General features: G+C 37.1%; 21 protein-coding genes and 1 riboswitch. Of the genes, 14 read left to right on the top strand and 7 right to left on the bottom strand.

The genetic code is table 11. The annotated features are described in order from the left end of the window. Window positions 1-319: 319 nt before the first annotated feature. The 4 genes from ACIQ7N_RS17280 to ACIQ7N_RS17265 form a co-directional block, all read right to left on the bottom strand. A complete protein-coding gene (locus ACIQ7N_RS17280) occupies window positions 320-916 on the bottom strand; it encodes a biotin transporter BioY (RefSeq protein WP_402934292.1) in 597 nt (198 codons plus the stop codon). A gap of 264 nt (window positions 917-1,180) precedes the next feature. Further along, window positions 1,181-1,495: a DMT family transporter gene (locus ACIQ7N_RS17275; RefSeq protein ID WP_142510311.1), complete on the bottom strand. Its 315-nt coding sequence runs from the start codon at window positions 1,493-1,495 to the stop codon at window positions 1,181-1,183. Next, entirely contained in the window at window positions 1,495-1,848 is a 354-nt protein-coding gene (locus ACIQ7N_RS17270) for a DMT family transporter (RefSeq protein ID WP_248717259.1), read from the bottom strand. The genes ACIQ7N_RS17275 and ACIQ7N_RS17270 overlap by 1 nt, the downstream gene beginning before the upstream one ends. Window positions 1,849-1,913: 65 nt before the next feature. Next, window positions 1,914-2,492 (bottom strand): TetR/AcrR family transcriptional regulator, encoded by a 579-nt coding sequence (locus tag ACIQ7N_RS17265; RefSeq protein WP_248717258.1) that lies wholly within the window; start codon window positions 2,490-2,492, stop codon window positions 1,914-1,916. 148 nt (window positions 2,493-2,640) lie between these two features. Here ACIQ7N_RS17265 and ACIQ7N_RS17260 point away from each other — a divergent pair, with 148 nt between their 5' ends. The 3 genes from ACIQ7N_RS17260 to ACIQ7N_RS17250 all read left to right on the top strand — a co-directional run bounded on the left by ACIQ7N_RS17260 (window position 2,641) and on the right by ACIQ7N_RS17250 (window position 5,875). Beyond that, window positions 2,641-2,811, top strand: a complete 171-nt coding sequence (locus tag ACIQ7N_RS17260; protein WP_402934288.1) for a hypothetical protein — start codon at window positions 2,641-2,643, stop codon at window positions 2,809-2,811. Window positions 2,812-2,883: 72 nt separating this feature from the next. Next, window positions 2,884-4,050, top strand: coding sequence for an endonuclease Q family protein (locus tag ACIQ7N_RS17255; RefSeq protein ID WP_402934326.1), 1,167 nt, complete (start codon window positions 2,884-2,886; stop codon window positions 4,048-4,050). Window positions 4,051-4,249: 199 nt separating this feature from the next. Continuing rightward, the gene (locus ACIQ7N_RS17250) at window positions 4,250-5,875 is read left to right on the top strand and encodes an S-layer homology domain-containing protein (RefSeq protein ID WP_402934287.1); all 1,626 of its coding nucleotides are present in this window, start codon (window positions 4,250-4,252) and stop codon (window positions 5,873-5,875) included. A gap of 184 nt (window positions 5,876-6,059) precedes the next feature. On the opposite strand, the gene ACIQ7N_RS17245 is transcribed toward ACIQ7N_RS17250, so the two are convergent. Both ACIQ7N_RS17245 and ACIQ7N_RS17240 read right to left on the bottom strand, forming a co-directional pair. Continuing rightward, window positions 6,060-6,347, bottom strand: a complete 288-nt coding sequence (locus tag ACIQ7N_RS17245) for a DUF2653 family protein (protein ID WP_323656918.1) — start codon at window positions 6,345-6,347, stop codon at window positions 6,060-6,062. Then, on the bottom strand, window positions 6,335-6,808 hold the full coding sequence (locus ACIQ7N_RS17240; RefSeq protein ID WP_248717255.1) for a hypothetical protein: 474 nt from the start codon (window positions 6,806-6,808) through the stop codon (window positions 6,335-6,337). Before ACIQ7N_RS17240 ends, ACIQ7N_RS17245 begins: the two co-directional genes overlap by 13 nt. Before the next feature lie 271 nt (window positions 6,809-7,079). Here ACIQ7N_RS17240 and ACIQ7N_RS17235 point away from each other — a divergent pair, with 271 nt between their 5' ends. The 11 genes from ACIQ7N_RS17235 to ACIQ7N_RS17185 all read left to right on the top strand — a co-directional run bounded on the left by ACIQ7N_RS17235 (window position 7,080) and on the right by ACIQ7N_RS17185 (window position 23,779). Beyond that, window positions 7,080-8,096 (top strand): YdcF family protein, encoded by a 1,017-nt coding sequence (locus ACIQ7N_RS17235; protein ID WP_402934286.1) that lies wholly within the window; start codon window positions 7,080-7,082, stop codon window positions 8,094-8,096. Between the two features lie 59 nt (window positions 8,097-8,155). Then, window positions 8,156-9,442 (top strand): tetratricopeptide repeat protein, encoded by a 1,287-nt coding sequence (locus ACIQ7N_RS17230; RefSeq protein WP_402934285.1) that lies wholly within the window; start codon window positions 8,156-8,158, stop codon window positions 9,440-9,442. A 544-nt stretch (window positions 9,443-9,986) separates the two neighbouring features. Next, on the top strand, window positions 9,987-11,279 hold the full coding sequence (locus ACIQ7N_RS17225; protein ID WP_402934284.1) for a protoglobin domain-containing protein: 1,293 nt from the start codon (window positions 9,987-9,989) through the stop codon (window positions 11,277-11,279). 227 nt (window positions 11,280-11,506) lie between these two features. Further along, window positions 11,507-12,895, top strand: a complete 1,389-nt coding sequence (locus ACIQ7N_RS17220; protein ID WP_402934283.1) for a protoporphyrinogen oxidase — start codon at window positions 11,507-11,509, stop codon at window positions 12,893-12,895. Window positions 12,896-13,020: 125 nt separating this feature from the next. After that, window positions 13,021-13,119, top strand: a riboswitch (SAM riboswitch). 316 nt (window positions 13,120-13,435) lie between these two features. Beyond that, entirely contained in the window at window positions 13,436-15,283 is a 1,848-nt protein-coding gene (locus ACIQ7N_RS17215) for a bifunctional homocysteine S-methyltransferase/methylenetetrahydrofolate reductase (protein WP_402934282.1), read from the top strand. Next, window positions 15,276-18,707 (top strand): methionine synthase, encoded by a 3,432-nt coding sequence (metH, locus tag ACIQ7N_RS17210; protein WP_402934280.1) that lies wholly within the window; start codon window positions 15,276-15,278, stop codon window positions 18,705-18,707. Before ACIQ7N_RS17215 ends, metH begins: the two co-directional genes overlap by 8 nt. 77 nt (window positions 18,708-18,784) lie before the next feature. Then, window positions 18,785-19,285 (top strand): GNAT family N-acetyltransferase, encoded by a 501-nt coding sequence (locus tag ACIQ7N_RS17205; protein ID WP_402934324.1) that lies wholly within the window; start codon window positions 18,785-18,787, stop codon window positions 19,283-19,285. A gap of 508 nt (window positions 19,286-19,793) precedes the next feature. Further along, window positions 19,794-20,825, top strand: a complete 1,032-nt coding sequence (gene desA, locus ACIQ7N_RS17200) for a Delta(5) desaturase DesA (RefSeq protein ID WP_248717248.1) — start codon at window positions 19,794-19,796, stop codon at window positions 20,823-20,825. A 466-nt stretch (window positions 20,826-21,291) separates the two neighbouring features. Next, on the top strand, window positions 21,292-22,437 hold the full coding sequence (locus ACIQ7N_RS17195; protein ID WP_483869818.1) for a sensor histidine kinase: 1,146 nt from the start codon (window positions 21,292-21,294) through the stop codon (window positions 22,435-22,437). 16 nt (window positions 22,438-22,453) lie between these two features. Next, window positions 22,454-23,065, top strand: a complete 612-nt coding sequence (locus ACIQ7N_RS17190; protein ID WP_402934278.1) for a response regulator — start codon at window positions 22,454-22,456, stop codon at window positions 23,063-23,065. Between the two features lie 171 nt (window positions 23,066-23,236). Further along, window positions 23,237-23,779 carry a methyltransferase gene (locus tag ACIQ7N_RS17185; RefSeq protein WP_402934276.1) on the top strand — a complete coding sequence of 181 codons (543 nt, stop codon included), beginning with the start codon at window positions 23,237-23,239 and terminating at the stop codon, window positions 23,777-23,779. Window positions 23,780-23,951: 172 nt separating this feature from the next. Here ACIQ7N_RS17185 and ACIQ7N_RS17180 read toward each other — a convergent pair whose 3' ends face one another. Next, window positions 23,952-24,926 (bottom strand): proline dehydrogenase family protein, encoded by a 975-nt coding sequence (locus ACIQ7N_RS17180; RefSeq protein ID WP_248717246.1) that lies wholly within the window; start codon window positions 24,924-24,926, stop codon window positions 23,952-23,954. Between the last annotated feature and the right edge of the window lie 74 nt (window positions 24,927-25,000).

Genomic DNA, 25,000 nt, shown 5'->3' with positions numbered 1-25,000 from the left:
ATAAACTTATGGGACATTTTTTTGTTTGTTGGATTTAAAATAGAGCGGCGGATAGAAGAGCCAAGCGACTTATCGGAGTCATCGAGGAAGCTTTGCTCTGTGGGAAAGCGAAGCGTCAGCAACAAATGTTTTTTCTGTGCGAAAGCGAAGCGGCAGCAACAAATATTTTCTGTAGCGAAAGCGAAGCGGCAGCTACAAATGTTTTTTCTGTGCGAAAGCGAAGCGGCAGCAACAAATGTTTTCTGTAGCGAAAGCGAAGCGACAGCTACAAAGCGCCCAGCCGGAACGGAAATCAACCCCTCATTATGGTGATAAGCCTTTATCTAATCGGAATTATTTTTAATACTTTTTGAAGGCGGTATGCAAAAATGCCTGCAAATATAGCTAAAATAATATCCTTTGGCAAAGGAGGCATCATCCAAAGCCATGCCACTTTATAAGTGAAAGCATCAGGAGCACTAGCCCATAGCTTGTAGGCAAAGTACATCCAATTTGTTCCTAGTAAGTAATTAATGGCTGTTGCCACTAATGCAGCAACCACATAGCTTTTTTTCGTTCCACTACGTTCTACAATAAGCCCCGCGACAAATGCAGCTAATATGAAAGAAACAATGAAACCAAAAGTAGGGCTAATAATTTGACCAAACCCTCCGTTGAAACGAGCAAATACAGGTGCACCCGCTAACCCTATGCACATATAAACGGTACAAGCGAGTGCCCCTTTTCTACTACCAAGAATAAGTCCTGCTAAAATAGCAAAAAACGTTTGCATTGTGATAGGTACGCCACCAATCATCATGAAAGGTACAATAGACGTGATATTAGCTCCTATCATCATTAATGTTGAAAATAGTCCAATGTATGCAAGATCGACAGTTCTTAATTTGTGATGTGTATGTTCCGCAACTGTTGTCATTATTTCACCCCTAAAAGTAATGCTAATAGTAGTAGTGTAAAAAAATAAACACTTTGTGTCAACTTAATAAAATTAAATAGTTAACACAAAATGTTTATTTTGCTTAATTGTTAGTTATAGACTAACGTTTAAAGTATATGATGGAAATCATAATTAAAAACGAACTGCTGTCTAGTCGGAACGGGGATCAACCTTTCACTTTGCCAAAAGGCCATACTAGGCTTTAGCACTCACTCACAATACTTTGAATTAAAATAGCATAAATTAAGATACTGCTTTTAATCCTGCCACACCAATGATGATAGCGATGATACTAATAATTCGAGTCAGGTTTTTAGATTCTCCGAAGAATATAATATTCACAAGAACAGCACCAACTGTACCAATGCCAACCCAAACTACATAGGCAATGCTTAACTGTAAATAGTTAAAGGATGCATATAATAGCATAAAGGACATCCCAAAGCCGCCTAGATAGATTAATAAATTTCGTATATTTTTTTCCTGACTATAAAAGCGTAAACCTACAACACCGACAATTTCCGAAATTGCCGCTAATAAAACAAGTATCCAACCCATTATGCATTAGCTCCTTTCTCTTTAACATGATCTTTTGAAGGGTTATCAGCTAAATTAAGACCAATAACACCCAGTACTAAAATAAACATGAAAATTCCTTTAATAGCATTAAACTCACCTTCAAAAATAAAAATGTCCATTAATGTAGTACCAATTGTACCGACCCCAGCAAAAGTCGCGTAAACTGTTCCAGTAGGTAGGTTTTCACAAGCCTTCGATAAGAAGTGAAAATCCAATGCAATTAGGGCCACAATAATAGCCCAATGCCACCAAGAATCGGCAACATTAAAACCAAATATCCAAAACAATTCAAATAAACTAGTTAATCCAACATAAATCCAATCTTTTTGCATAGTTAAATTCCTTCCTATTATTATGACTGACATTCAGTCATTTTTAGTATAAAAGAGAACGTCACTTATGCGTGACGTAAATCGAGTGCATGATGTAAAAAGTCGAGGAGCTCAAGCTTTTGAAGTCTAATTGTTTCTTCTTCACTATCATCATACAAATAAATTTGTTCAGCGGCAGACTCTACTAGACCGATTATAAGTTTAGAAGAACGAGTAGTATTTAGAGAAGCGCGTATCGTTCCTTGTTGTTGAGCTTCAGTCAAGAAATGATTCATCCATTCGTAATAGGGGGCATATATATTTTCCCATTCTTTCATATGCTCAGTTTGTGTAATACCGGCATAGATAAGTGCAAATACATCTCGATATTCCTCTGTTAGAGAAAAAACAATATCTACTACTTTTTCTAGCTGCTTTGCGAATGGCTCCTGTTTTGAAATCCCATCGTTAATAGCAGCAATAATTTTTTCCACCATAACATTTGCAATGGCTGGCATAACTGAAAGACGTGATGGGAAATAAAGATAAAATGTCCCTTGCGCGATACCTGCAGCTTTTACGATATCTGAAACCTTTGTTTTTTCAATTCCTTTTTCACGGAAAACTTCAATTGCGGCTTGAATAATTTTCTCTTCTTTTGACATGAAATCCCTCGCTTTTGTCCTGCTTATTTACTATGTTACAAAATAGCTGAAATAAAGTCAAAGAATAATGACTGACAATCAGTCATTATTTTTTTAGTATATATGTTTTTTATTTGGGGAACTTTATTCATGAAAGGATTTGATGAAAATGGAAGAGATTAAGATTGCACAATTAGATCAACAACAGCTTGAAAAAATTAATGAGCTAGAAAAGAACATTGGAGTGACATTGGTGGCCTATGATTCTTCGTCAATATCATCGCAGGGCTCGGGTGCTTTCGAATCAAACAATAGTACTAACAGCAATCATCCATCATAATTAAGATTAACATGCCTTGCAGCAATGTGAGGCTTTTTTATGTCATCTAAAAGTAGGAGGAGGGAGACAATGATGCAAGATTTTTATGCAGATTTACATATTCATATTGGGCGTACTTCAAGTGGTCGTGCAGTTAAAATTACTGGCAGTAAAACGTTAACGTTAGCAAGAATTTTAGAGTCTTCAAGTGCAAGAAAGGGACTAGATATTATTGGGATTATTGATTGCCATTCACCAGAAGTAATGGATGAAATGTCAGCGATGATCGAACGAGGAGAACTGAAGGAGCTAGAACAAGGAGGGCTTCGTTTTCAAGAAACAACTCTTATTCCAGGTACTGAAATAGAGATTTATGATCATCATTGCCTTGGACCAATCCATGTACTTGCCTATTTTCCTACACTTCTGCATATGAGGGAATTTTCAAAATGGATGTCTAATCATATGAAAAATATTCATTTAAGCTCTCAGCGCATTTATTGTGATGGTCGAACATTACAACAAAAAGTTCATGAATTAGGCGGGCTTTTTATTCCTGCTCATGTTTTTACACCATTTAAAAGTTTGTTCGGTAAAGGCGTACATCGTAGTTTAACAGAAGTATTCGACCCTCAACTTATAGATGCAATAGAGCTTGGTTTGAGCTCCGATACCGAAATGGTGAGTAACATTAAAGAACTGCAAGCATATACATTTGTCAGCAACTCTGATGCTCATTCACTTGGAAAAATTGCACGTGAGTATCAAAAATTAAGACTATCTAATGCAAATTTTACAGAATTAAAGATGGCGCTTCATGAACATCAAGGTCGGGCAGTAACAGCCAATTATGGCTTAAATCCTTTGCTTGGTAAATACCATGAGACTGTCTGTGCGAAATGTGGTGAGCAGCTTAGCAATTGTGCAACAATCTGTACAAACTGTGAAAGCACGCACATTATAAAAGGTGTTGCAACACGGATTAAGGAGCTTTCAGAGCAAGTTACACATAAACGTGCACGACCGCCATATATTCACCAAGTACCACTAGACTTTATTCCAGGAGTGGGGCCAAAAATGATGGAACGATTAGTACAAGCATTTGGTACAGAGATGAACATCTTGCATCGGGTTACGCTAGAACAACTCGAACAAATCGTGCCGTACAAAATTGCCAAGATGATTGATTTAGCAAGAACAGGGCAATTGGCCATTGAGGTTGGTGGTGGCGGTATTTATGGAAAGGTTCAATTGGAGTAAAAAATGATTTTTAGCTCGTAGATGACATTTGTTACAACGTATGTAGTTTATATAAGTTAAAGACTGGACGCTACGAGGAAAGCGATCAGTCGGAACGGAAATCAACCACACGTTATCGTGAAATATCCCCTCTTGTTTAACCCATTTTTACCCTATTTATATTAAAATAGTAATTAGTAAAAATTGGAGGAGTGGGTGTATGCAATTATCAAAGAAATTTCGTTTTTTAGCGGCCGGTGTTTTGGTATGTCAATTAGTAGTACTACCAATAGGTGTGAATGCAAAGGAACAAAGAGACAACATAGCGCCAAGTTGGGTAGTTCAAGCTGATTATGTAGCACTGGGCGATTCTTTAGCACACGGTATGAATGACGGTGATATCATCGGGTTAGGTTACACAGATTTTGTTGCACAAGCTTTACAGCAAGATGGTTTCATTACTTCTTATAATAAAGGATTTGCCTATTCGGGCTACACAACGAAAAACATATTAGAAGATATACAAAATAATGTGGAAAAGCCAGTGGTAGGATTCGGTTATCAAAGTGAGAAGGTAAAGCTTCGTACATCTATTAAAGAAGCGGAGATTATTACGCTAACCGCTGGCGCCAATGATATAATACCCATTTTAAAAGAGTCCCAGATAACGGGCATTAATGCAGCAATGATGTTAAAAGCTTCCCAAGAGGCCATAAAAAATATTGCTGCTATTTTAGAAGAAGTGAAGAAGCTTAATCCGAATGCTCAAGTTTATGTCATGGGCTATTATAATTCTTTTCCGTACTATAGCGAGGATTTACAGACACAATTTAAAATGCTATTAAAGGTTATGAATGCGACGATAAAAACAACTGCTGAAAAATCGGGTGCCGTTTTTGTACCGACATACGATATTGTAGCAAAAGATATTCCGAGCTATTTACCAAATCCTGAAAATATTCATTTAAGTGAAGCAGGCTATAAAGCAGTAGCGAACGAGGCATTTCTACCAGCGATTAAAGCAAGTTCTTTATGGGATGTATCAAAATTTATTCAAGCAAGTATGAAAGATAGTACAACTGTCAAAATAAGCTGGCAGGAAGCGAAAGATAATGTAGGGGTCACTAGTTACAACGTATATGTAAATAGTAAGCTAACATTTACGCAAAATGCCGAGACAACGACGATAACTTTAGATAATTTAACAGAGAATACAGCATACACGATAGCTGTTAAAGCAGTTGATGCAGCTGGTAATGAAAGTGTTCAAAGTCCATCAGTTACTTTTACTACAGGGAGAAATTTAACCTTTACCGATATAGAAAAACATTGGGCAAAGGAGTATATTCTAAAGGCCGCTAAAGAAGGTATTATGAAAGGTTACGCAGATGGTACGTTTAGACCTGAGCAAAATGTTACTCGAGCACAGGCTGCTACGATGCTTGTTAGAAGCCTAGGTTTAACGACGAAGGAACAAGCACCATTTAAAGACATCGCAAACTATGACGTTGGTACTCAGTCAGAAATTGCAGCAGCTTATGCGTATGGGTTAATTAAGGGAACGAATGGGAAGTTTAACCCAGGACAGCCGGTTACTCGCGCTCAATTAGCATTAATGATAAATAGAGCCTATGAATCTAAACAAAAGCAACATTATGCTGTAAAAGGAAAAGCACCATTCACTGATATTGCTTTCTATAATGAAGAAACAAAACAAGCAATAACGATGTTGTATGAGCTTGATATGGTTAGAGGGAACGAAGGGGAATTTTTACCTGAAGCTCCTACAAAACGTAGCCATGCTGCGAAAATATTTGTGAATTTTAACAGTCTATTAAAAAAGTAAAATAATTTAAGGTAAAGGTTGTGAAAAGAAACCTTTACCTTTTGTTATTTTTATTGTGATAAATATCTAGCGGGGTGACAATTGTTTGTAGATAAGTTGAAGAACAAGCAAAAAAACATCTTGAAAAATAACAAAGCAGTTCAATAAATCTTTAAGATTTATTGAACTGCTATTTTTTACTTATTTATGATAGTTTAGCAATAATACCTTCTTCATCGTCTAGAACGAGTTCGATGCCTGTTGAAAAAGGATCACCATGTAGGACATCTTTAATCCATACACGTAGCGCGCCGATCATTGCAGCTGTATTGAACATTTCAATTTGACCATTAACTTCAATTTCTGCACCAAACCCTGTGTCATCGTCGTATGTTAGTTCTACAAGTACATCCTCAGGACGAATGTTTTTATAGTAGGACTGTGATAAACAAATTGCATTTATAATATCTTGCTCATTAATTATTTGTGCCATTGTGCTTCCTCTTTACGCTTTTTATCTTTAAACATATTAACAATTTTTATAACTAGCGTTACGATAATCATGATGGCTGCAACGTTAATTAATAAGCCTAAAATATTACCAAGCATACCCATACCACTGAAAAGACTGCCGAATAATAAACCAGCTAAGCCACCAAGCATTAGGCCTTTCATAAGGCCGCCTGAGAAGAATCCACCTTTCTTAGCTGTTGAATCCGTTTTGTTTGTAGAAGTTGTATTATTTTTATTTGTTGTTGCATTATTTTGGTCTTTAGTTTTATCCTGAGATTTTTGGAAATTTGAGTTGTTGTTATTATTGTTGTTTGAGAAACCTTTTTTACCTGACTTATACGATTTAGCTTCTGCAGTTGGTGTATCCGAGATGAATAATGTTGCTCCAACAGACGCAAACATAAGTGTCGCTGCAAAAATAGCAGCAAGGATTTTTTTCATTTCTTGTATTCCTCCAATATAATTTTTAGTTTTGTCTAAACTAGTTCTTAATAGTAATTTTACATGAATCTTCTCGGAAAATAAAATAAACGCTTCGATCAATTTAGAGATAGCATCAAATTTGACCAAGAAGTGTCTGTATTATCACCCATGCACTACTTATAATGTAGACAGTTGAGGTTGGACGCAACGCTCAGTCGGAACGGAATACAATCCAGCTTTAGAAGGAGAGAACCTTAAAAATTGTAAATAAAAAGAAAGGAGTGAGACGATGATTTCAACATTATTACTATTAATTTCAATCTTTTTACTGTTATATATAACGGAAAAAAGACGTCTTCTCAATGCAGTAGTTCTTGGCCTTTTAGGGTTATTTATTTTAAGCACAATAATAATTAGTCATCCTGTAATTCTGCCAAATGAGCAGGGGATTGTGTCGAAGATGGGTATAGTCATTATACTAGGAAGTTTCCCGAGTATGATGTTTATTTTATCGATAGCTACGTTTTTTAATAGTAAAGTTTTACTTGAAAAAGAAGGCCGTAAAGTCCGTAATCTATTGTTAGCTATTTTTGGCTTGTGCTTTTTTATTATGATGATTTGGTATGTATATGTAATTTTTATGAATATCGAACATGAAATTTGGCACATTCTTTTCTTCTATGCGTTTTTGGTTTTTGGCTATACAATGTTTTTATACGCAAGCATAATGACCTATGCGACTCTCTATCATTTTACGCCGATCCTGTATGAGCCAAACTATATTATTGCATTAGGATCAGGACTAATTGGAGATAAGGTGCCACCACTTTTAGCTAGCCGTTTAGATGAGGCAGTAAAGCAATTTAAAAAATATGGTGAGCGACCTTACATTATCGTCTCAGGTGGACAGGGGCATGATGAAAAAGTATCAGAAGCATATGCCATGAAAAAATATATAGTTGACGAACATCAAATACCAGCTCAAAAAGTATTAATGGAAGATCAATCGACAAATACAGAACAAAATATGGCATTCTCTAAAAAAATTATGGATAAGCATGCTCAAGGAAAGAAATATCGATCCATATTCGTAACGAATAATTTTCATGTTTTTCGTGCAAGTATTTATGCAAAAAAGGCGAAGCTTGATGCACAAGGAGTTGGTTCGAAGACTGCCTTTTACTATGTACCTAATGCATTTACTCGTGAATTTATCGGATTATTAGAAATGTATAAATGGATGAATGTCACTGTCTTTTTGTTTATTACATTGTTTATTGGATTAATCTTGAGAGCATATGTGTAACCAATTTAGAACTGTTTTCCATATAATAGTGGCAAGATAGAGTGCAAGGGGGGAAATGAATGTATGGGCAATTTTTAGCAAAAAAAAATAAAGAGCGAATTGTTTCTCTGCAAAAGCTCACGCAAACAGAAGATACATGGTTTGCGCAAAACATTAATTTAATAACAGTCGAACAAGTACAATTAGCAACCTTGCACAAAATACTAAATCAAGTTGTGCAAGGACTGTTGAAAAAGAATCAACAACGACACTTACAAATTATACATCCAGAACAGACAAAGTCAGTACAGGAGAATGTGCTAACGCTTTTAGCTGAATATGATGATTTACTGCGTGATGCAATTCCACTCCCTATCTATATATTTATTTGGCAAATTTCTTCTCTGGAGAGGTTATCCAATTGCAATGAAGTTGTTGATGATGTACTTGATATATTGGAATGGTATTTTATTCACCAAAATGAACAGGTTGAGGCGTTTGATGAAGAAGATCTAGATCATGAGGAAATTATTGACTTATACAAAGATGCCATTGAGGAACAGGATACAGATGCACAATTTCAGCTTGGCGAATATTATAGCGCAATTGACGGCGAATATTTCCGACCAGAAAAATCAATAAAGTGGTTTGAGTTAGCAGCGTCACAAGGAAATGCCGATGCACAATATGCACTTGGTAATTTTTATTTTGAAGGTCTAGGTGTTCAAGAGAACTATAATAGAGCGTTTATATTGTATGAGGCTGCAGCAAAGCAAGGGCATCCAGATGCTGCGAATAATTTAGCAGATATGTATTTTAACGGTGAGGGAGTACCAGAAAACTTGGTACTTGCGAAGAAGTGGTTCGACTTCGCTGCACAACAAGGTGTGGCAGAGGCTATGTTTACCCTCGGAATTATTTACGAGCAGGGATTAGGAATCGACAAAAATGAGGAGCAAGCATGTAGCTACTATAGAAGATCTGCTGAAGCAGGCTATGTCGAAGCGCAATACAGGCTTGGAGGAATCTATTTAGAGGGACGGTTAGGGCAACCTAAAGATGTGAACCGTGGATTATTTTGGTATGAAAAAGCTGCAGAGCAATATCACGTCGATGCCTTTTATGATTTGGGCTTTATTTGGAGCCAAGGGTTAACAGGTATACGTAATATTGAAAAGGGTATTCATTGGTTTAAACAGGCCGCTCTTCAAGGAGATCTGGAAGCTAAATTACAATTAGGGCACATTTACAATAAAGGTGAAGGAATAGCTAGAAATATTAAAGAGGCTATTAAGTGGTATGGACTTGCAGCAGAAGCAGGAAGTGAGGAGGCTGCAATTTTACTGCAAGAGTTGAAAGGAAAATAAGTATTTTTCATTAAAAAATAATAGGTATTTAGAATTTATTATGAACGTTTTCTGTATAGGTCTTAAGTTCTTATTTATGGGTATTTTATAGGTTTATATCACTATGAACGAATGATTGTAAAAATATTAATATAACAAAGAGGTAATTACTTCAAACTAAAACGAGGAAAAAATAAGGATAAAAAAATAGAGATGATGTAAATTGGCTACCCAAAAGTATTGTGGTAGCTTTTTTATTGCTTTAGATAACAGGGACTTTTTATATAATTTAAGGGAAAAAATGTATATCCGAAAATTGACAGCTATTTATAAAATGTATAATGTATATGAGTGATTCTGAAAGAGTAGTTAGTAGTAATAGCTAGTCATAAGATTGCTATTTTTAGCTGATGGTAGCCCGTAGCAGAAATCAGCGTCATAAGTAATGTGATGGCTTATCACCAAAAGTTGGGGATGAATCTTCCTGATCTTTTATATTTTTGGTAGACGAAATTAGATTTTTCTCAGCTTTTCAAAAGTACACGGCATGAAAGAGGGTAAATGTGTGATTTTTCAAAAAGAGAGAAAGACAACGGCGTTAGATTTAAAGCACTACACGGTGAAAATGGATATAGTGAATTGCCAATCAATAAAAAGGCAAATTGATTTGCTTAAATTGACAAAGAAGGATTTACAATATTTAAAAGCCTTTCAACCTTTTGTAGAAGCCAATATTGATAATATTGTTCATCGATTTTATGAAATGATTGGAACTGAACATAGTTTAGTAGATATTATTAATAGACATAGTTCTGTGGAGAAGCTGAAAATTACATTACGACGTCATATTATTGAAATGTTTAATGGTAAGATTGATAATGAATTTTATCAAAGACGCATAAAAATTGCTAAAGTGCATGTCCATATTGGCCTTAAAACACAATGGTATATTTGTGCGTTTCAAGATTTAACTGCGTCATTTATTGACTTGGTTGAAGAACATGTTGTTCATCCAATAGATCAGCTTAATACAATTCGAGCTATCTCGAAAATTTCCAATTTTGAGCAACAATTGGTTTTAGAGGCGTTTGAGCACACAATTGAGCAACTTCATGAAAAAATAGAACGTAGAAAAGAAGCGATAGAGCAAGAAATCGTAAAGTCTTCGGAATGTCTTGCCACAATATCTCAAGAAACGAACAATTCATTTCATCGCTTAAGTGGACAATCAGAGGAAATTAAACAACTAGCGAAAAAATCACTTCAAGTGTCGACTATGGCTGAGAGTCAGGCATTAGAAGGGCGTGAACGTTTAAAGAGTCAATCGCAAAATATGAATACTATTATTTGCTCACTTGATGATATAGCGGAAAATATTGCACAGTTGACAGATATGTCAAAGGAAATGGAATCGATTATGAATGTTGTGACAAATATTGCTAATCAAACGAACTTGTTAGCTTTAAATGCCGCAATAGAAGCTGCTCGTGCTGGAGAAGCGGGTAAAGGCTTTAGTGTTGTTGCAGATGAAGTGAGAAAACTATCGATTCAAACAAAGGAATCTGTCACATCGGTAGCAACGTTACTACATAAAACGAATGAACGGACAGATAAACTTGTTCATTCGCTTAGTAATATTCAAGAAGAGGTAGCCTCTGGTGAGGAAAATATGGTTCAAACGGAAGGCCAATTTACTAACATATTAGAAGCTATGACCGAGGCGAAAGACCAAAATGGTCGGATGGAAAAAGAAGTACAGGCAATAGCAGAAGTACTAAGTGAATTAGGTATTGCCTTTAACGAAGTGGAAAATTCAGCTGGAAAATTAGCTAGCTTTGCACAAAATTTAAATGAATGAAGAGAAAATTGTTGATACATACATTAGGGCACAAATAACACTATATTAACGGTTAATAGATAATTTCCGTAATGAAGGTAAAAGCCTCTAGCGAATATATGATGAAAAAATGGAGCTGTCCAATGTGCTGGATAGCTCCATTTTTGCTAAATTTGTAAAGGGTTTAACGTAATTTTCGATAAAAAAAGTTTATACTAAATAAAGAACAAAAAATAGGGGCGGTTAATATGAAAACAGTTGTTGTATTAGGTGGCGGAATTACGGGATTGTGTACGATGCATTATTTACAACGCCAAGTTCAGGAGAAAAACTTAGATGTAAAACTTGTGCTTGTTGAAAAAAATACATACCTTGGTGGCAAGCTGCACTCTTCATATGAACAAGGATTCATCATGGAAACTGGAGCAGATTCTATTGTAGCGCGTCATAAAGGTGTCATGGAGTTAGTAGAGGAACTGAATTTTGCACAAAATCTAGTCTATAACGAAACAGGTATTTCGTATATTTACACAAATAATGAGCTACATGCCATTCCAACAGACTCAACATTCGGTATCCCTATGAGCTTACAATCTCTCGAGGAAAGCACGCTTGTATCAGAGGAAGGTAAAAAAGAAGCGTTAAAGGATTTAACAATGCCGAATGAAAGGTTTACAAAGGAAAGCTCGATTGGGGAATTTTTAACGTATTATTTAGGTGAAGAGCTTGTTCAAAACCAAATAGCACCGGTACTTGCAGGTGTATATTCTGGAGATTTAAATCAACTTTCAATTGCTTCTACTTTACCGTATTTAATCGATTACAAAAACGATTACGGTAGTATTATTAAAGGTTTCGATGCAAACAGGGAACAATTTGTGAAAGCCGCCAATAAAAAATTTATTTCATTTAAAAATGGTTTATCGTCACTAATTGATCGACTTGAAGAAACATTAACGGATGTAGAAATTATAAAAGGGATTGCTACTACTAGTGTTAAAAAGCAGGAGAATCTATACGCAGTTACGTTAGCAAACGGTAAAATGATTGAAGCAAATCATGTTGTATTGGCACTGCCTAATGAAGCGGTACAAAGCTTATTACAGGATGACTCTTTGAACGGCTATTTTGAACAATTTAATACTGCATCCGCCATTACGATTTATTTAGGATTTGATGTTCCCGATAATAGATTACCTGCAGATGGAACAGGCTATATTGTGTCACATAATTCGGATGTTATCTGTAATGCAGCAACGTGGACAAGCCGCAAGTGGAAACACACTTCAGCAGAAGGAAAATTACTTGTACGACTTTTTTATAAGAGCATTAACCCCGAGTATGAGAAATTGCGTATGATGTCAGATGAAGAATTAGCGGTTGTAGCTCTAGAGGACGTAAGAAAAAGCTTAGGAATTGAAGAAAAACCAACTGTTATTAACGTGACGAAATGGATCGACCAGATGCCGAAGTACGACTTGGCACATCGTGAAGCGTTGCAAGGTCTCTTACAAGAGCTCGAGAAAAACTATCCAAATTTATCAATAGCAGGATGCTCTTATTTTGGAGTAGGCATAGGTGCGTGTATTCAAAATGGTAAAAAAATTGGTGAGGAACTTGTAGAAAAACTATCGTAATTGTTTAATATAAATCAAAATTTTATGAATTTCGTAAAAATTATCCTTTGTTCAGTGAAATAGTCTTGACTCAATCGTTCGTAAACGATATGATTCTTTTAATTATTTAAAAAATTCATACTAAATTCTTATCAAGAGAAGCAGAGGGACTGGCCCTATGAAGCTTCAGCAACCAACTTATTGTCAGGTGCTAAATCCAGAAGACCGTGTGTCGAAGATGAGAAGGAAAACAATTACGAAACGTAAAAGCCTTCTTTTTTTGTGAAAGAAGGCTTTTTTATTTTAACTTTTTTTCGGCTGATGTCCAAACATCAGTCGAAATAGAGGAACTCAGTCTAAGAACGCCACGTCCTGTGGCAACGACTGAGTGACCAACTTCGTGTTGACCTAAAGCCTTCGGCGGATGTCACGGAATCGGCAAGGAGTTCTTAGCGGATAGTACGCTAACTAACCTGCAGCGTGCAGGCCTAAGCACAAAGCCGATTCAGAACGAATTATGCCGAGGCATAATTGATAGAAAAAGAAAGAGAGGTTAGTTTTATGGGATTGCTTGAAAGGTTAAAAACGCATGTTCTTACAGCAGATGGTGCAATTGGTACAGTTTTATACGGCTATGGCTTGGAGTACTGTCATGAGGAAATGAATGTACAGAGACCGGAATTAATTGAAAAGATTCATAGAGAATATATAGCTGCTGGTGCCGATATTATTCAGACGAACACTTACGGAGCTAATGCCATAAAATTAGCCCGCTATGGATTAGAATCTCGTGTACAGCAATATAATGAAGCTGCTATAACGATTGCAAAACGTGCAGCAGCGGATGGTGGGCAATTTGTGTTGGGTACTATTGGGGGAATCCGTGGTATTCGAAAAAGTGATGCAACGTTAGAGGAAATCTTAGCAACTATAGATGAGCAGGCAACGGTTTTACTTGCAGGAAATCCAGATGGCCTTTTACTTGAAACCTATTATGATTTTGAAGAGCTAACAGCGACTTTATCAATGCTACGAGCTAAAACCACATTACCGATTATCGCTCAAGTTTCTATGCACGAACCCGGAGTATTACAAAATGGAATGAGCTTAAATCACGCCTTACATGAACTTGAAGCGTTAGGTGCTGATATCGTAGGTGTTAACTGTCGTTTAGGTCCTCACCATACTATCCAAGCATTTGAAGGGGTAGAGCTTCCTGAGCAGGCATTTATGTCAGCGTATCCGAACGCCTCTCTTCTTGATTTAGAGGATGGGCGTGTCGTTTATGAGTCGGAGGCTGATTATTTTGGTCGAGCAGCTGTAGAGCTTCGTGATCAAGGGGTGCGTTTAATTGGTGGCTGTTGTGGTACGACACCAAAGCATATTGCTGCAGCGAAAAAGTACTTAGAGGAGTTATCCCCGGTTGAAGAAAAGTATACAAAGCCAGAAAAAATAGAGATTGTTCGTGAGGCAGAGCCAGCAAATTATGAGCCATTACATGAAAAAGTAAAACGTGAACGCTCGGTTATTGTGGAGTTAGATACACCAAGACATTTAGAAATAGAAGGCTTTATTAAAGGGGCAAAGAAAATATATGAGGCGGGCGCGGATGTAGTCATGATGGCAGATAATTCACTTGCTTCTCCAAGGATTAGTAATGTCGCAATGGGTGCCTTACTGAAAGAAACGCACGGGGTACGCCCGTTAACCCATATAACATGCCGAGATCGAAATTTAATTGGTCTTCAATCACATTTAATGGGATTAAATGCACTAGGAATTCATGATGTTTTAGCGGTTACTGGAGATCCGACAAAGGTAGGCGATTTCCCGGGAGCAACTAGCGTTTATGACGTATCATCAATGGAGCTAATCCAATTAATAAAACAGTTAAATGAAGGTGTTTCGTTCTCAGGGAAACCGCTTCGTAAAAAGGCAAATTTCTCTGTAGCGGCTGCATTTAATCCTAATGTCCGTGTACTAGATCGCGCTGTCTCTCGATTAGAAAAGAAAATTGAACATGGGGCAGATTATTTTATTTCACAGCCTGTTTATACAAAGGAAAAAATCGTGGAAATTCACGAGGCGACAAAGCATTTAGAAACGCCAATTTATATAGGTATTATGCCAGTAACGAGCTATAAAAGTGCGGAGTTCTTACATCATGAAGTACCAGGCATCAAGCTATCTGATGATGCGTTAGCACGTATGAAGGCTTGTGGTGATGATAAGGAACGCGCAACAATAGAAGGCATTGCAATTGCTAAAGAATTAGTAGAAGTAGCAGCGGAATATTTCAATGGTATTTACCTCATCACACCATTTTTACGCTATGATATGACGCTAGAATTAATGAAAGTTATTGAGCAATTGGATGAACAGAAAAAAGGGGTAAGTATAAATGGCTAAGCACATGATTGAAGAGCAACTAGAGAAACGAATATTAATTCTTGATGGCGCAATGGGAACAATGCTACAAAATGAAAATTTATCGGCAGAGGATTTTGGCGGCGAGGAATATGATGGCTGTAATGAAAATCTTGTGCTAACTAGACCAGATGTGCTTGAAAAGGTTCATAGAAAATATTTAGAGGCTGGAGCAGATATTATTTGTACAAATACATTTGGGGGTACACCACTTGTATTAAATGAATATGATCTAGGTGCGAAGGCAGAAGAAATTAACAAACGTGCTGTTGAAATTGCACGCAAAGTAGTAGATCAGTTTTCAACATCCGATTGGCCACGTTTTGTAGCGGGAGCGATGGGACCAACTACAAAAACCCTATCTGTTACAGGTGGAATTACATTTGATGAGCTAGAGGAAAACTTTTATGTTCAAGCAAAGTCATTAATCGATGCCGGGGCGGACGTTTTGTTGTTAGAAACTAGTCAGGATATGTTGAATGTTAAGGCGGGAACATTGGGGATATCTCGTGCTTTTAAGGCTACTGAAAAAGAGCTACCTGTGATGATATCTGGAACAATTGAACCGATGGGAACGACACTTGCCGGCCAAACAATTGATGCTTTTTACATTTCCATCGAGCATATTAAGCCATTGTCAGTTGGCTTAAACTGTGCGACTGGACCAGAGTTTATGACTGATCATATTCGTTCACTAGCAGAGCTTTCAACAGGCTATATTAGCTGTTACCCGAATGCGGGCTTACCGGATGAGGAAGGCTGCTATCATGAGTCACCTGAATCATTGTCACAAAAGCTAAAAGGCTTTGCGGAAAAGGGCTGGCTAAATATTGTCGGAGGTTGCTGCGGTACAACGCCAGCACATATTGCGGCTATCAGAGAGGTGCTAAAGGACGAAAAGCCTCGTCAATTACAAGATGTGACGCATGGTCATGTAGTATCAGGGATAGAGCCATTGGTGTATGACGACTCTATGCGTCCATTATTTATTGGAGAACGGACAAATGTCATTGGTTCTCGTAAGTTTAAAAATTTAATTATTGATGGGAAGTTTGAGGAAGCAGCAGAAATCGCCCGTGCTCAGGTGAAAAATGGAGCACATGTGATCGATATTTGTTTAGCAAATCCTGACCGCGATGAACTAGCGGATATGCGTGGCTTTATGCAGGAGGTTGTAAAAAAAGTAAAAGTACCTCTTGTGATTGACTCGACAGATGAAAAAGTAATTGAGGAAGCACTTAAGTTTTCTCAAGGGAAAGCTATCATTAATTCTATTAACTTAGAGGATGGCGAGGAGCGTTTTGACGCTGTTTTACCGCTTGTGAAAAAATATGGAGCTTCTTTAGTTGTAGGTACAATTGATGAGCAAGGCATGGCGGTTGATCGACATCGCAAGCTAGAAATTGCTGAACGTTCATATAAATTGTTAACAGAAAAATGGGGTATTGCTCCTGAAGATATTATTTTTGACCCATTAATGTTCCCAGTAGGTACAGGAGATGAGCAATATATTGGCTCGGCACTTGAAACGGTAGAAGGTATTCGCCTTATTAAGGAGAAAATGCCACGGACATTAACGGTGCTTGGTGTAAGTAATATTTCGTTCGGATTGCCACCAGTAGGTCGTGAAGTACTGAATGCCGTATATTTATATCACTGTACACAGGCTGGTTTAGATTATGCAATTGTGAATACGGAGAAGCTAGAACGTTATGCATCCATTCCTGAGGAGGAAATTAAGCTAGCAAATGATTTACTCTTTAATACAAATGATGAAACTTTAGCTGTCTTTACAGATTTCTATCGTGATAAAAAGAAAGAAAAAACAGAGGCGGATATTCCGAAAACAGTAGAAGGTCGCTTAGCCTACTATATATTAGAGGGTACAAAGGAAGGGCTTATTGAAGATTTAGATGCGGCTCGTGAAATTTTCGAAACACCGCTTGAGATTATTAATGGGCCTTTAATGGATGGAATGGCAGAGGTTGGCCGTTTATTTAACGATAATCAGCTGATCGTAGCAGAAGTATTACAATCAGCAGGGGTTATGAAGGCCGCAGTAGCGCATTTAGAGCAATTTATGGAGAAAAATGAAGAGAATGCTGGTAAGGGGAAAATGGTACTTGCTACTGTAAAGGGCGATGTGCATGATATTGGGAAAAATCTTGTCGATATTATTTTAAGTAATAATGGCTATAAGGTCATTGATTTGGGTATTAAAGTAACACCTACTCAGTTAATAGAAGCGATTCGCAAGGAGAAGCCGGATTTCATCGGGCTTTCAGGCTTACTTGTAAAATCAGCACAGCAAATGGTTATTACTGCTCAGGATTTCAAAGAAGCGGGTATTGACGTACCTATTTTAGTAGGAGGAGCGGCATTATCTCGTCGCTTTACTGAAACAAAAATTGCCGGCGAATATAATGGACCTGTCATTTATTCCAAGGATGCGATGCAAGGCTTAGAGCAGGCAAATCGATTAATGGGGACAGATACACGTGCCGATTTCTTAGCTGAAATTAAGGAATCTCGTGAAAAACGCTTAGAGGCAGACGAAAAAAGAGCGGCTCGCCCTGCTAAAGAAATAATGATAAAGCCTGTACGTACAGTAAAGGAAGCGTCTGTCTTTCTTCCAGCTGATTTACGACGCCATGTAAAGAGAGAATACGCTGTTTCGCATTTGTATCCATATGTTAATATGCGGACTTTACTTGGACATCACCTAGGTTTAAAAGGTCAAGTACAGCAGTTGCTTGATGCGGGTGATGAAAGAGCAACAGCGTTAAAAGATTTAGTCGACGACTATTTACAAAGTGACCTATTGAAGCCGTCGGGTGTGTATCAGTTTTTCCCTGCTCAAGCCGATGGGGATGATGTAGTCGTTTATGATCCAACAGATAGCCAAACAGAAATTGAACGATTTACCTTCCCTCGTCAGCAAGTTGAACCGTTTTTATGTCTTGCAGACTTCCTTAAAACGGTAGAAAGCGGTGAAATGGACTATATTGCCTTAATGGTGGTAACAGCAGGACGAGGAGTTATGGCGCAGGCTCGTCAACTAAAAGAGGAAGGGAAATTCCTCGAAAGTCATGCATTACAATCTACTGCCCTTGAGCTTGCGGAAGGTTTCGCGGAACGTATGCACCAAGAAATTCGCGATCAGTGGGGCTTCCCAGATGCGACAGATTTTACAATGCGTGATCGTTTCGCAGCAAAATATCAAGGACAGCGCTTCTCATTCGGTTATCCAGCATGTCCGAACCTAGAGGATCAAGAGAAATTGTTTGGCTTATTAAAACCGGAGGACATTGGTGTACATTTAACGGAAGGCTTTATGATGGAGCCAGAAGCGTCTGTTTCAGCAATGGTCTTTGCACATCCAGATGCTCGATATTTTAATGTGTGATGCTAGAAAAAGTAGTGAAATCTTATGTAATAGAAGTAATTATGCCAGGCATAATTGATGGTTAGGACGTGAGCATGATGATTCGATTCATGGAAAAGAAAGATTTACCCGAGATTTTAGATATTTACAATGACATTATTTTAACGAGCAAAGCTGTTTATCGATATGAAACACAATCGTTAGAAGAAAAAAAGCAATGGTTCAAGGAGCAGCAAACGCTCGATAATCCATTGCTAGTTTTTGACGAGAATGGCACAGTAGCCGGCTTTGCAACATATAGTCAGTTCCGTCCATATCCTGGTTACAAGCACACAATGGAGCACTCTGTATATGTGCATAAGGATCATTACCAAAAAGGAATAGCGTCACAATTAATGCAAGAGCTAATTCGAACTGCTAAAGAGCAAGGTGTAAAGACACTTGTAGCGGGCATTGATGGTGAAAACATCGGAAGTATTAAAGTACATGAAAAACTAGGTTTTGAATATGCAGGTACAATTAAAAATGCAGGCTATAAATTTGGACAGTGGCTAGATCTTGTATTTTATCAGCTACAGTTAACTGGACCAAAAGGATAGAAAGGGTATGACATTCATATTCTTTCTTTATAATATGTGAATCCTAGCTATACTTTTTTGTTCAGCTTGCCTACTCATACTAATGCTATATTTAAAAGCTTATCACCAAAAGTTGGAGATGAAATATGCATTTGTATAATAGGTTGATCTTTGCGGCTGGGCGACTCCTTGGGGATCAGCGATAGAGGAACGAAGGCTAAAACCATCAAATCCTCTGATAACGCCTTCGTGACCAACCTCGTGTGGCCCGAGACCATGCAGCGAAGCGTCAGCAACAAATGTTTTCTGTGCGAAAGCGAAGCGTCAGCTACAATGCACCCAGCTGGAACGGAAATCAACTCCACTTTATGGTGAGAAGCCATATTAATTTATTTTTATTCTATTGTACACATGAAAAAGGGTATGACAAATGTCATACCCTTTTTATGATGTTTGCTTCTGTTGTATGATTATACTCTTGTTTTATGATGAGGTCATAAGGAAAAAAGGAAATGAGGGAGTAAAAACGATGGCAACAGATCGAGAAAAAACAAAAAAACTGCGTCAGGATGTAGCACCATTTGCGAAGTCTGATACAGCTAAAAGTATTTTTCAAATGGTAAATACAATTGTACCTTTAATCGCTCTATGGGTAGCTGGTTATATGTTAATGGATATTTCACCATGGCTAACAGTTGGATTAAGTGTAATTTCTGCTGGCTTTGTCGTACGAACATTTATTATTTTCCATGATTGTACACACGGTTCATTTTTCAAAAGTAAAAAAGCAAACGACTGGGTTGGTTTTGTAACTGGAGTGTTAACTTCATTCCCATATGAAAAATGGAAGCGTGAACATACAATTCACCACGCAACTAGCTCGAACTTAGACAAACGTGGTATCGGTGATATAGATATGATGACAGTGGAAGAGTTTTTACAAGCATCTAAAGGACAACGTTTATGGTATCGTTTTTACCGTAATCCATTCGTTATGTTCGGCTTAGGTCCACTATTTATGGTGTTAATATTAAATCGCTTTAATCGTAAAGACGCTAAACAGAAGGAACGCTTTAACACACATTTAACAAATGTCGTTATTGCTGGAATTTGTATAGCATTAATTTACTTTATGGGCTGGCAAGCATTTTTATTAGTACAAGGGATAACACTATTTGTAGCTGGTTCTCTTGGTATTTGGTTATTCTATATCCAACATACGTACGAGGATTCTTATTTTGAGCATGATAAAGAATGGGATTATGTAAAGGCTGCTGTCGAAGGTAGCTCGTATTATAAATTACCAAAGCTGTTACAATGGGTTACAGGCAATATTGGCTTCCACCATGTACATCATTTAGCCCCTCGTGTTCCAAACTATAATCTTGAAAAAGCGCATAATGAAACACCGCCATTACACACGGCGACAACAATAACATTACGTACAAGTTTAGAATCATTACGCTATAAACTATACGATGAAGACCAAGGTAAGTTTATAAGCTTTAAAGAAGTTAATGAAATAATTAAACGAAAAGCAAGGGGCAGTATTGCTGCTTAGTAGAATTTTTTCAGCCATCTCTTCTAAGGGATGGCTGTTTTACGTAAACGGGTTGCATAGTGCAGATAAAGCAATTACTGTCCTCATCACCAAAAGTTGAGGATGACATTTTTAAGACATAGCTTGTATATAAGTTAATCTTCGTTTCGACTGGGCGACTCCTTGGGGATCTGCGATATAGATGAACGAAGGCTAAACCTTCAGATCTTGTGATAATGCCTTCGTGACCGCTACGTTACACTACACTTTCGCACAAAAACATCGTGTTGCCCCAAGCGGATCATCGGACGCCTGAAGCATCAGCTATAAAGCGCCTAGACGGAACGGAAATCAACACTACGTTATGAAAATAGCCCATTACTAGGGGAATGTTATTATATGGATAATGCATTAATAACCATGTACAGGCATAAAATTAATTTTCTTGTTATAATAAGGGAAAAGTAGGAAAGAGCGTGAGATTATAATGAGGAAATGGCCCAGTATTATTCCGAATAGTCCAATGCTCAGTGTATATTTATGGATTATTTTCTGTTTCCTACCGTTTTTCTTCATTTTTAGGAAATCATCTTATATAGAAATATCAGTAGGTATTACATTTTTAATGCTATATTTTATTTTCTATCGATTTTCCATGAATTCGAAAAACGGTCTTGTTTATATGTGGATTAGCTTTGAAATGGTCATTAATATCGTTATGACTATATTATATGGCTATGTGTATTTATCGATTTTCACAGCATTTTTTATTGGGAATATTCGTAAACCTGTTGGCTTCTATATTATGTATGGACTACATATTGGCTTTACGGTTATCTCTACAGGTGTTGGCTTTTTCGTTGAGCTGCACTTATTTTTATCACAACTACCATTTGTTGTTTTAACGATTCTAGCGGTTGTGCTACTTCCACTAACGATTTATGCAAAAAATAAACGCGAAAATTTAGAGGGGCAGCTTGAGACTGCTAATGAACGAATAGCTGAGTTAATTGTTTTTGAGGAACGCCAACGTATTGCACGGGATTTACATGATACGCTCGGCCAAAAGTTATCGATGATAGGCTTAAAAAGTGACTTAGCTTCAAGATTAATTGAACGTGATCCACAGCAAGCTTTAATAGAGATTAAGGATATTCGTCAAACGGCAAGTATCGCATTAAAAGAGGTACGTGAATTAGTATCGGATATGCGAACAGCAAGGTTTGAGGATGAGCTTATGCGTATTTCTCAAATATTAAAGGCTGCTGAAATGGAATTTGTATTTGAAGGTGATAAAGATAATTTACAAGTTCAACCACTTGTAGAAAATGTATTATCCATGTGCTTAAAAGAGGCAGTGAATAATGTCGTTAAGCATAGTGGTGCTACAAAATGTGAAATTGCCTTCCATCAAAATTTTAAGGAAGTATATTTAGTTGTTCGTGATAACGGGCAAGGAATCACTAAAAAGCAAGCTTGGAAAACGGGTAACGGTTTAAAGGGAATGCGAGAACGGTTAGAGTTTATAAACGGTTCTTTTAAAATCGAAAGTGAAGAAGGCACTACATTAACCGTGTCGATTCCAGTGGCGATTACGCATCAGAAGGTCAAAGAAAATCTGAAGAACATATAGAAAAGAGGATTGCGACATGATACGAATTGTAATTGCTGAAGATCAGGGTATGCTATTAGGCGCACTGCGTTCATTACTTAGTATGGAGGATGATATGGAGGTCGTTGGATTAGCAAAAAATGGTGAAGAAGCACTGGCGCTTGTTGAAGAGCATCGGCCTGATATTTGTATTATGGATATTGAAATGCCCGTGAAAACGGGATTGGATGCTGCAGAGGAACTGCATAGCACAGGTTCTGATTGTAAAGTGATTATATTAACGACATTTGCAAGGCCAGGTTATTTTGAACGTGCAAGAAAATCCAGCGTTCGTGGCTATTTACTAAAGGATAGCCCGATAGAAGAATTGGTCAGTGCCATTCGTACAATTATAGACGGCAAAAGAATATATGCGCCAGAACTCGTTGATTTTGTCTATGAGGATGATAGTGAAAATCCTTTAACTGACCGAGAGAGCCAAGTACTGACACTTGTTGCAGAGGGAAAGACGACAAAAGAAATTGCTGCAGAATTATTTTTATCGGCAGGGACTGTCCGTAACTACATTTCCACTATTTTAGAAAAATTAAATGTTGGGAATCGTATAGAAGCTATTGCCCGTTTTAAGGAAAAAGGGTGGAATAAGTAAGAATACACTTAGACCTAAGATAAAATTAAAAAAATAGACAAAAGGCATTGAATAAATTTAAATTCAGTGCCTTTTGTCATTATAAAAGAATAATCGGTATTGTATATTTTGACTACTAATGATAATATTTAGTAAATGTAAAACGTTTTAATGGGAAGGATGGAAATGATTATGAAAAAAATTACAAAAATTACTTCAATAGCTTTTTTAGCAACAACATTTGTCGTGACAAGCGCAAACCCTTCAGCCGTTTTTGCTGCAAGCAACGATATAGTTGAGACAGAGTCATCTATTCCATTAGAAAGTAGTATGGATAAAGCGGTTCAGGCAGCATTAGTTGGACCTGAAATCAAAAAACTAGATGTACTAGGTCATGAATTTAATATAAAACCTGTTTCTATTTCGAAAAAGGATCATTTAACAGTTGTAAATGGGCAAATCTCTCATCATTTAAGCTGGCGTCCAGATGATCAGTTATACTACCGCATTGAAAAAGAAAATGGAGAAGTAAAACAAGTGGAGATCAAAATTGATCGAGGCGGATGGACAAGTTTATCTGCTCCATTTATTGCTACATTAGCGCAAAAAAATGATATCCCGATTACACTAGAAATGATCCAAGAGCTTGGGCAAAAATTAGGTAGTTTTATTGATGGTAAATGGGAGTATGCAGCAGAAGCCATTGTTTCAACCATTGCTTTACATGTTGAATAATATAAAACTTTAATCAGTGGGGCTTTTTCACCCTCACTGATTATTTTTATTACACGTTTTTAAAATTGAGTGAGGGAAAAGCGGTTTAGTGTTGGTCTGTGGGAAGTACGTTCTTGAAAGACTAAAGCCAGAAGCTTATTCAATTATGCTTCTGGCTTCTTTATGTGGGACCTTATTTTTTACGTTTTGTTAAACGTCCAAGAACGAATGCACCTGCTGCTACAGCAAGCACTGTATTCGTTTTTTTCGTAAATACTTGTTTAGTAACAAGATTAAGATTTTGAGGACGCTCCGCTAAACGGCGCATAAAGTAGCCGTACCAATCTTCGCCGAATGGTACATATACACAGAAGTTATAGCCTTCTTTAGCAAGCTCTTTTTGCATATCTGTACGGAAGCCGTAAAGCATTTGGAATTCGAATTTATCAAGTGGGATATTATTGTCAGCTACAAAACGTTTTACGTGTGCAATAACATTATGGTCATGTGTTGCGATAGACGTAAATTTACCGTGTAGTAAATGATATTCGATTAACTCGATGAAATTTAAATCAATATCTAATTTATCTTGGAAAGCAACTTCTGCAGGCTCTTTATAAGCACCTTTTACGATACGAAGGCGATAGTCATTGAATTTTTCGATATCGTCCTTAGCGCGGTAAAAGTAAGATTGGATAACAGTACCTACATTATTAAACGTTTTGGATAGCTCTTCGACCATATCAAAGGATGTTTGTAAACGACCGTAGTCTTCCATGTCAAAGTTAACGAATATATCATATGCTGCTGCTTTTTCTACAATTTCATATAAATTATCGTAGCAAAAATCAACATCAATATCTAAACCTAATTGAGATGGCTTTAACGAAATATGTGCATCAACGCCATTTTCATGAATAGCCTCAATTACAGCAAGGATTTGTTCTTTAGCTTTTGTTGCTTCTTCTTCAGTTGAAACAAATTCCCCTAAATTATCTACTGTGCAAGAGATTTTATGTGCGTTAAGCTCTTTGATGCTCGCAATCGTTTCTTCAATATTTGTACCAGCTACTACACTTTGTGCTCCTAATTTTAGTCCGTATTTTTTTGCAGCACTATTTAATAGTTGGTTTTCAGATAAATGGATGAAAAAATCGCGTAATAACATGGTCATTCTCCTCACTGCATTTCTTTTTTTTCTATATTATAGCACAATTTAGAAAATAAATATTGTTTTTACTA

Source organism: Lysinibacillus sp. NPDC095746 (assembly GCF_044763535.1).
In the GTDB taxonomy this organism is placed as follows: Bacteria; Bacillota; Bacilli; order Bacillales_A; family Planococcaceae; genus Lysinibacillus.
The sequence above is the reverse complement of the archived record's forward strand: the minus strand, read 5'-3'. Positions and strand labels throughout refer to the sequence as shown.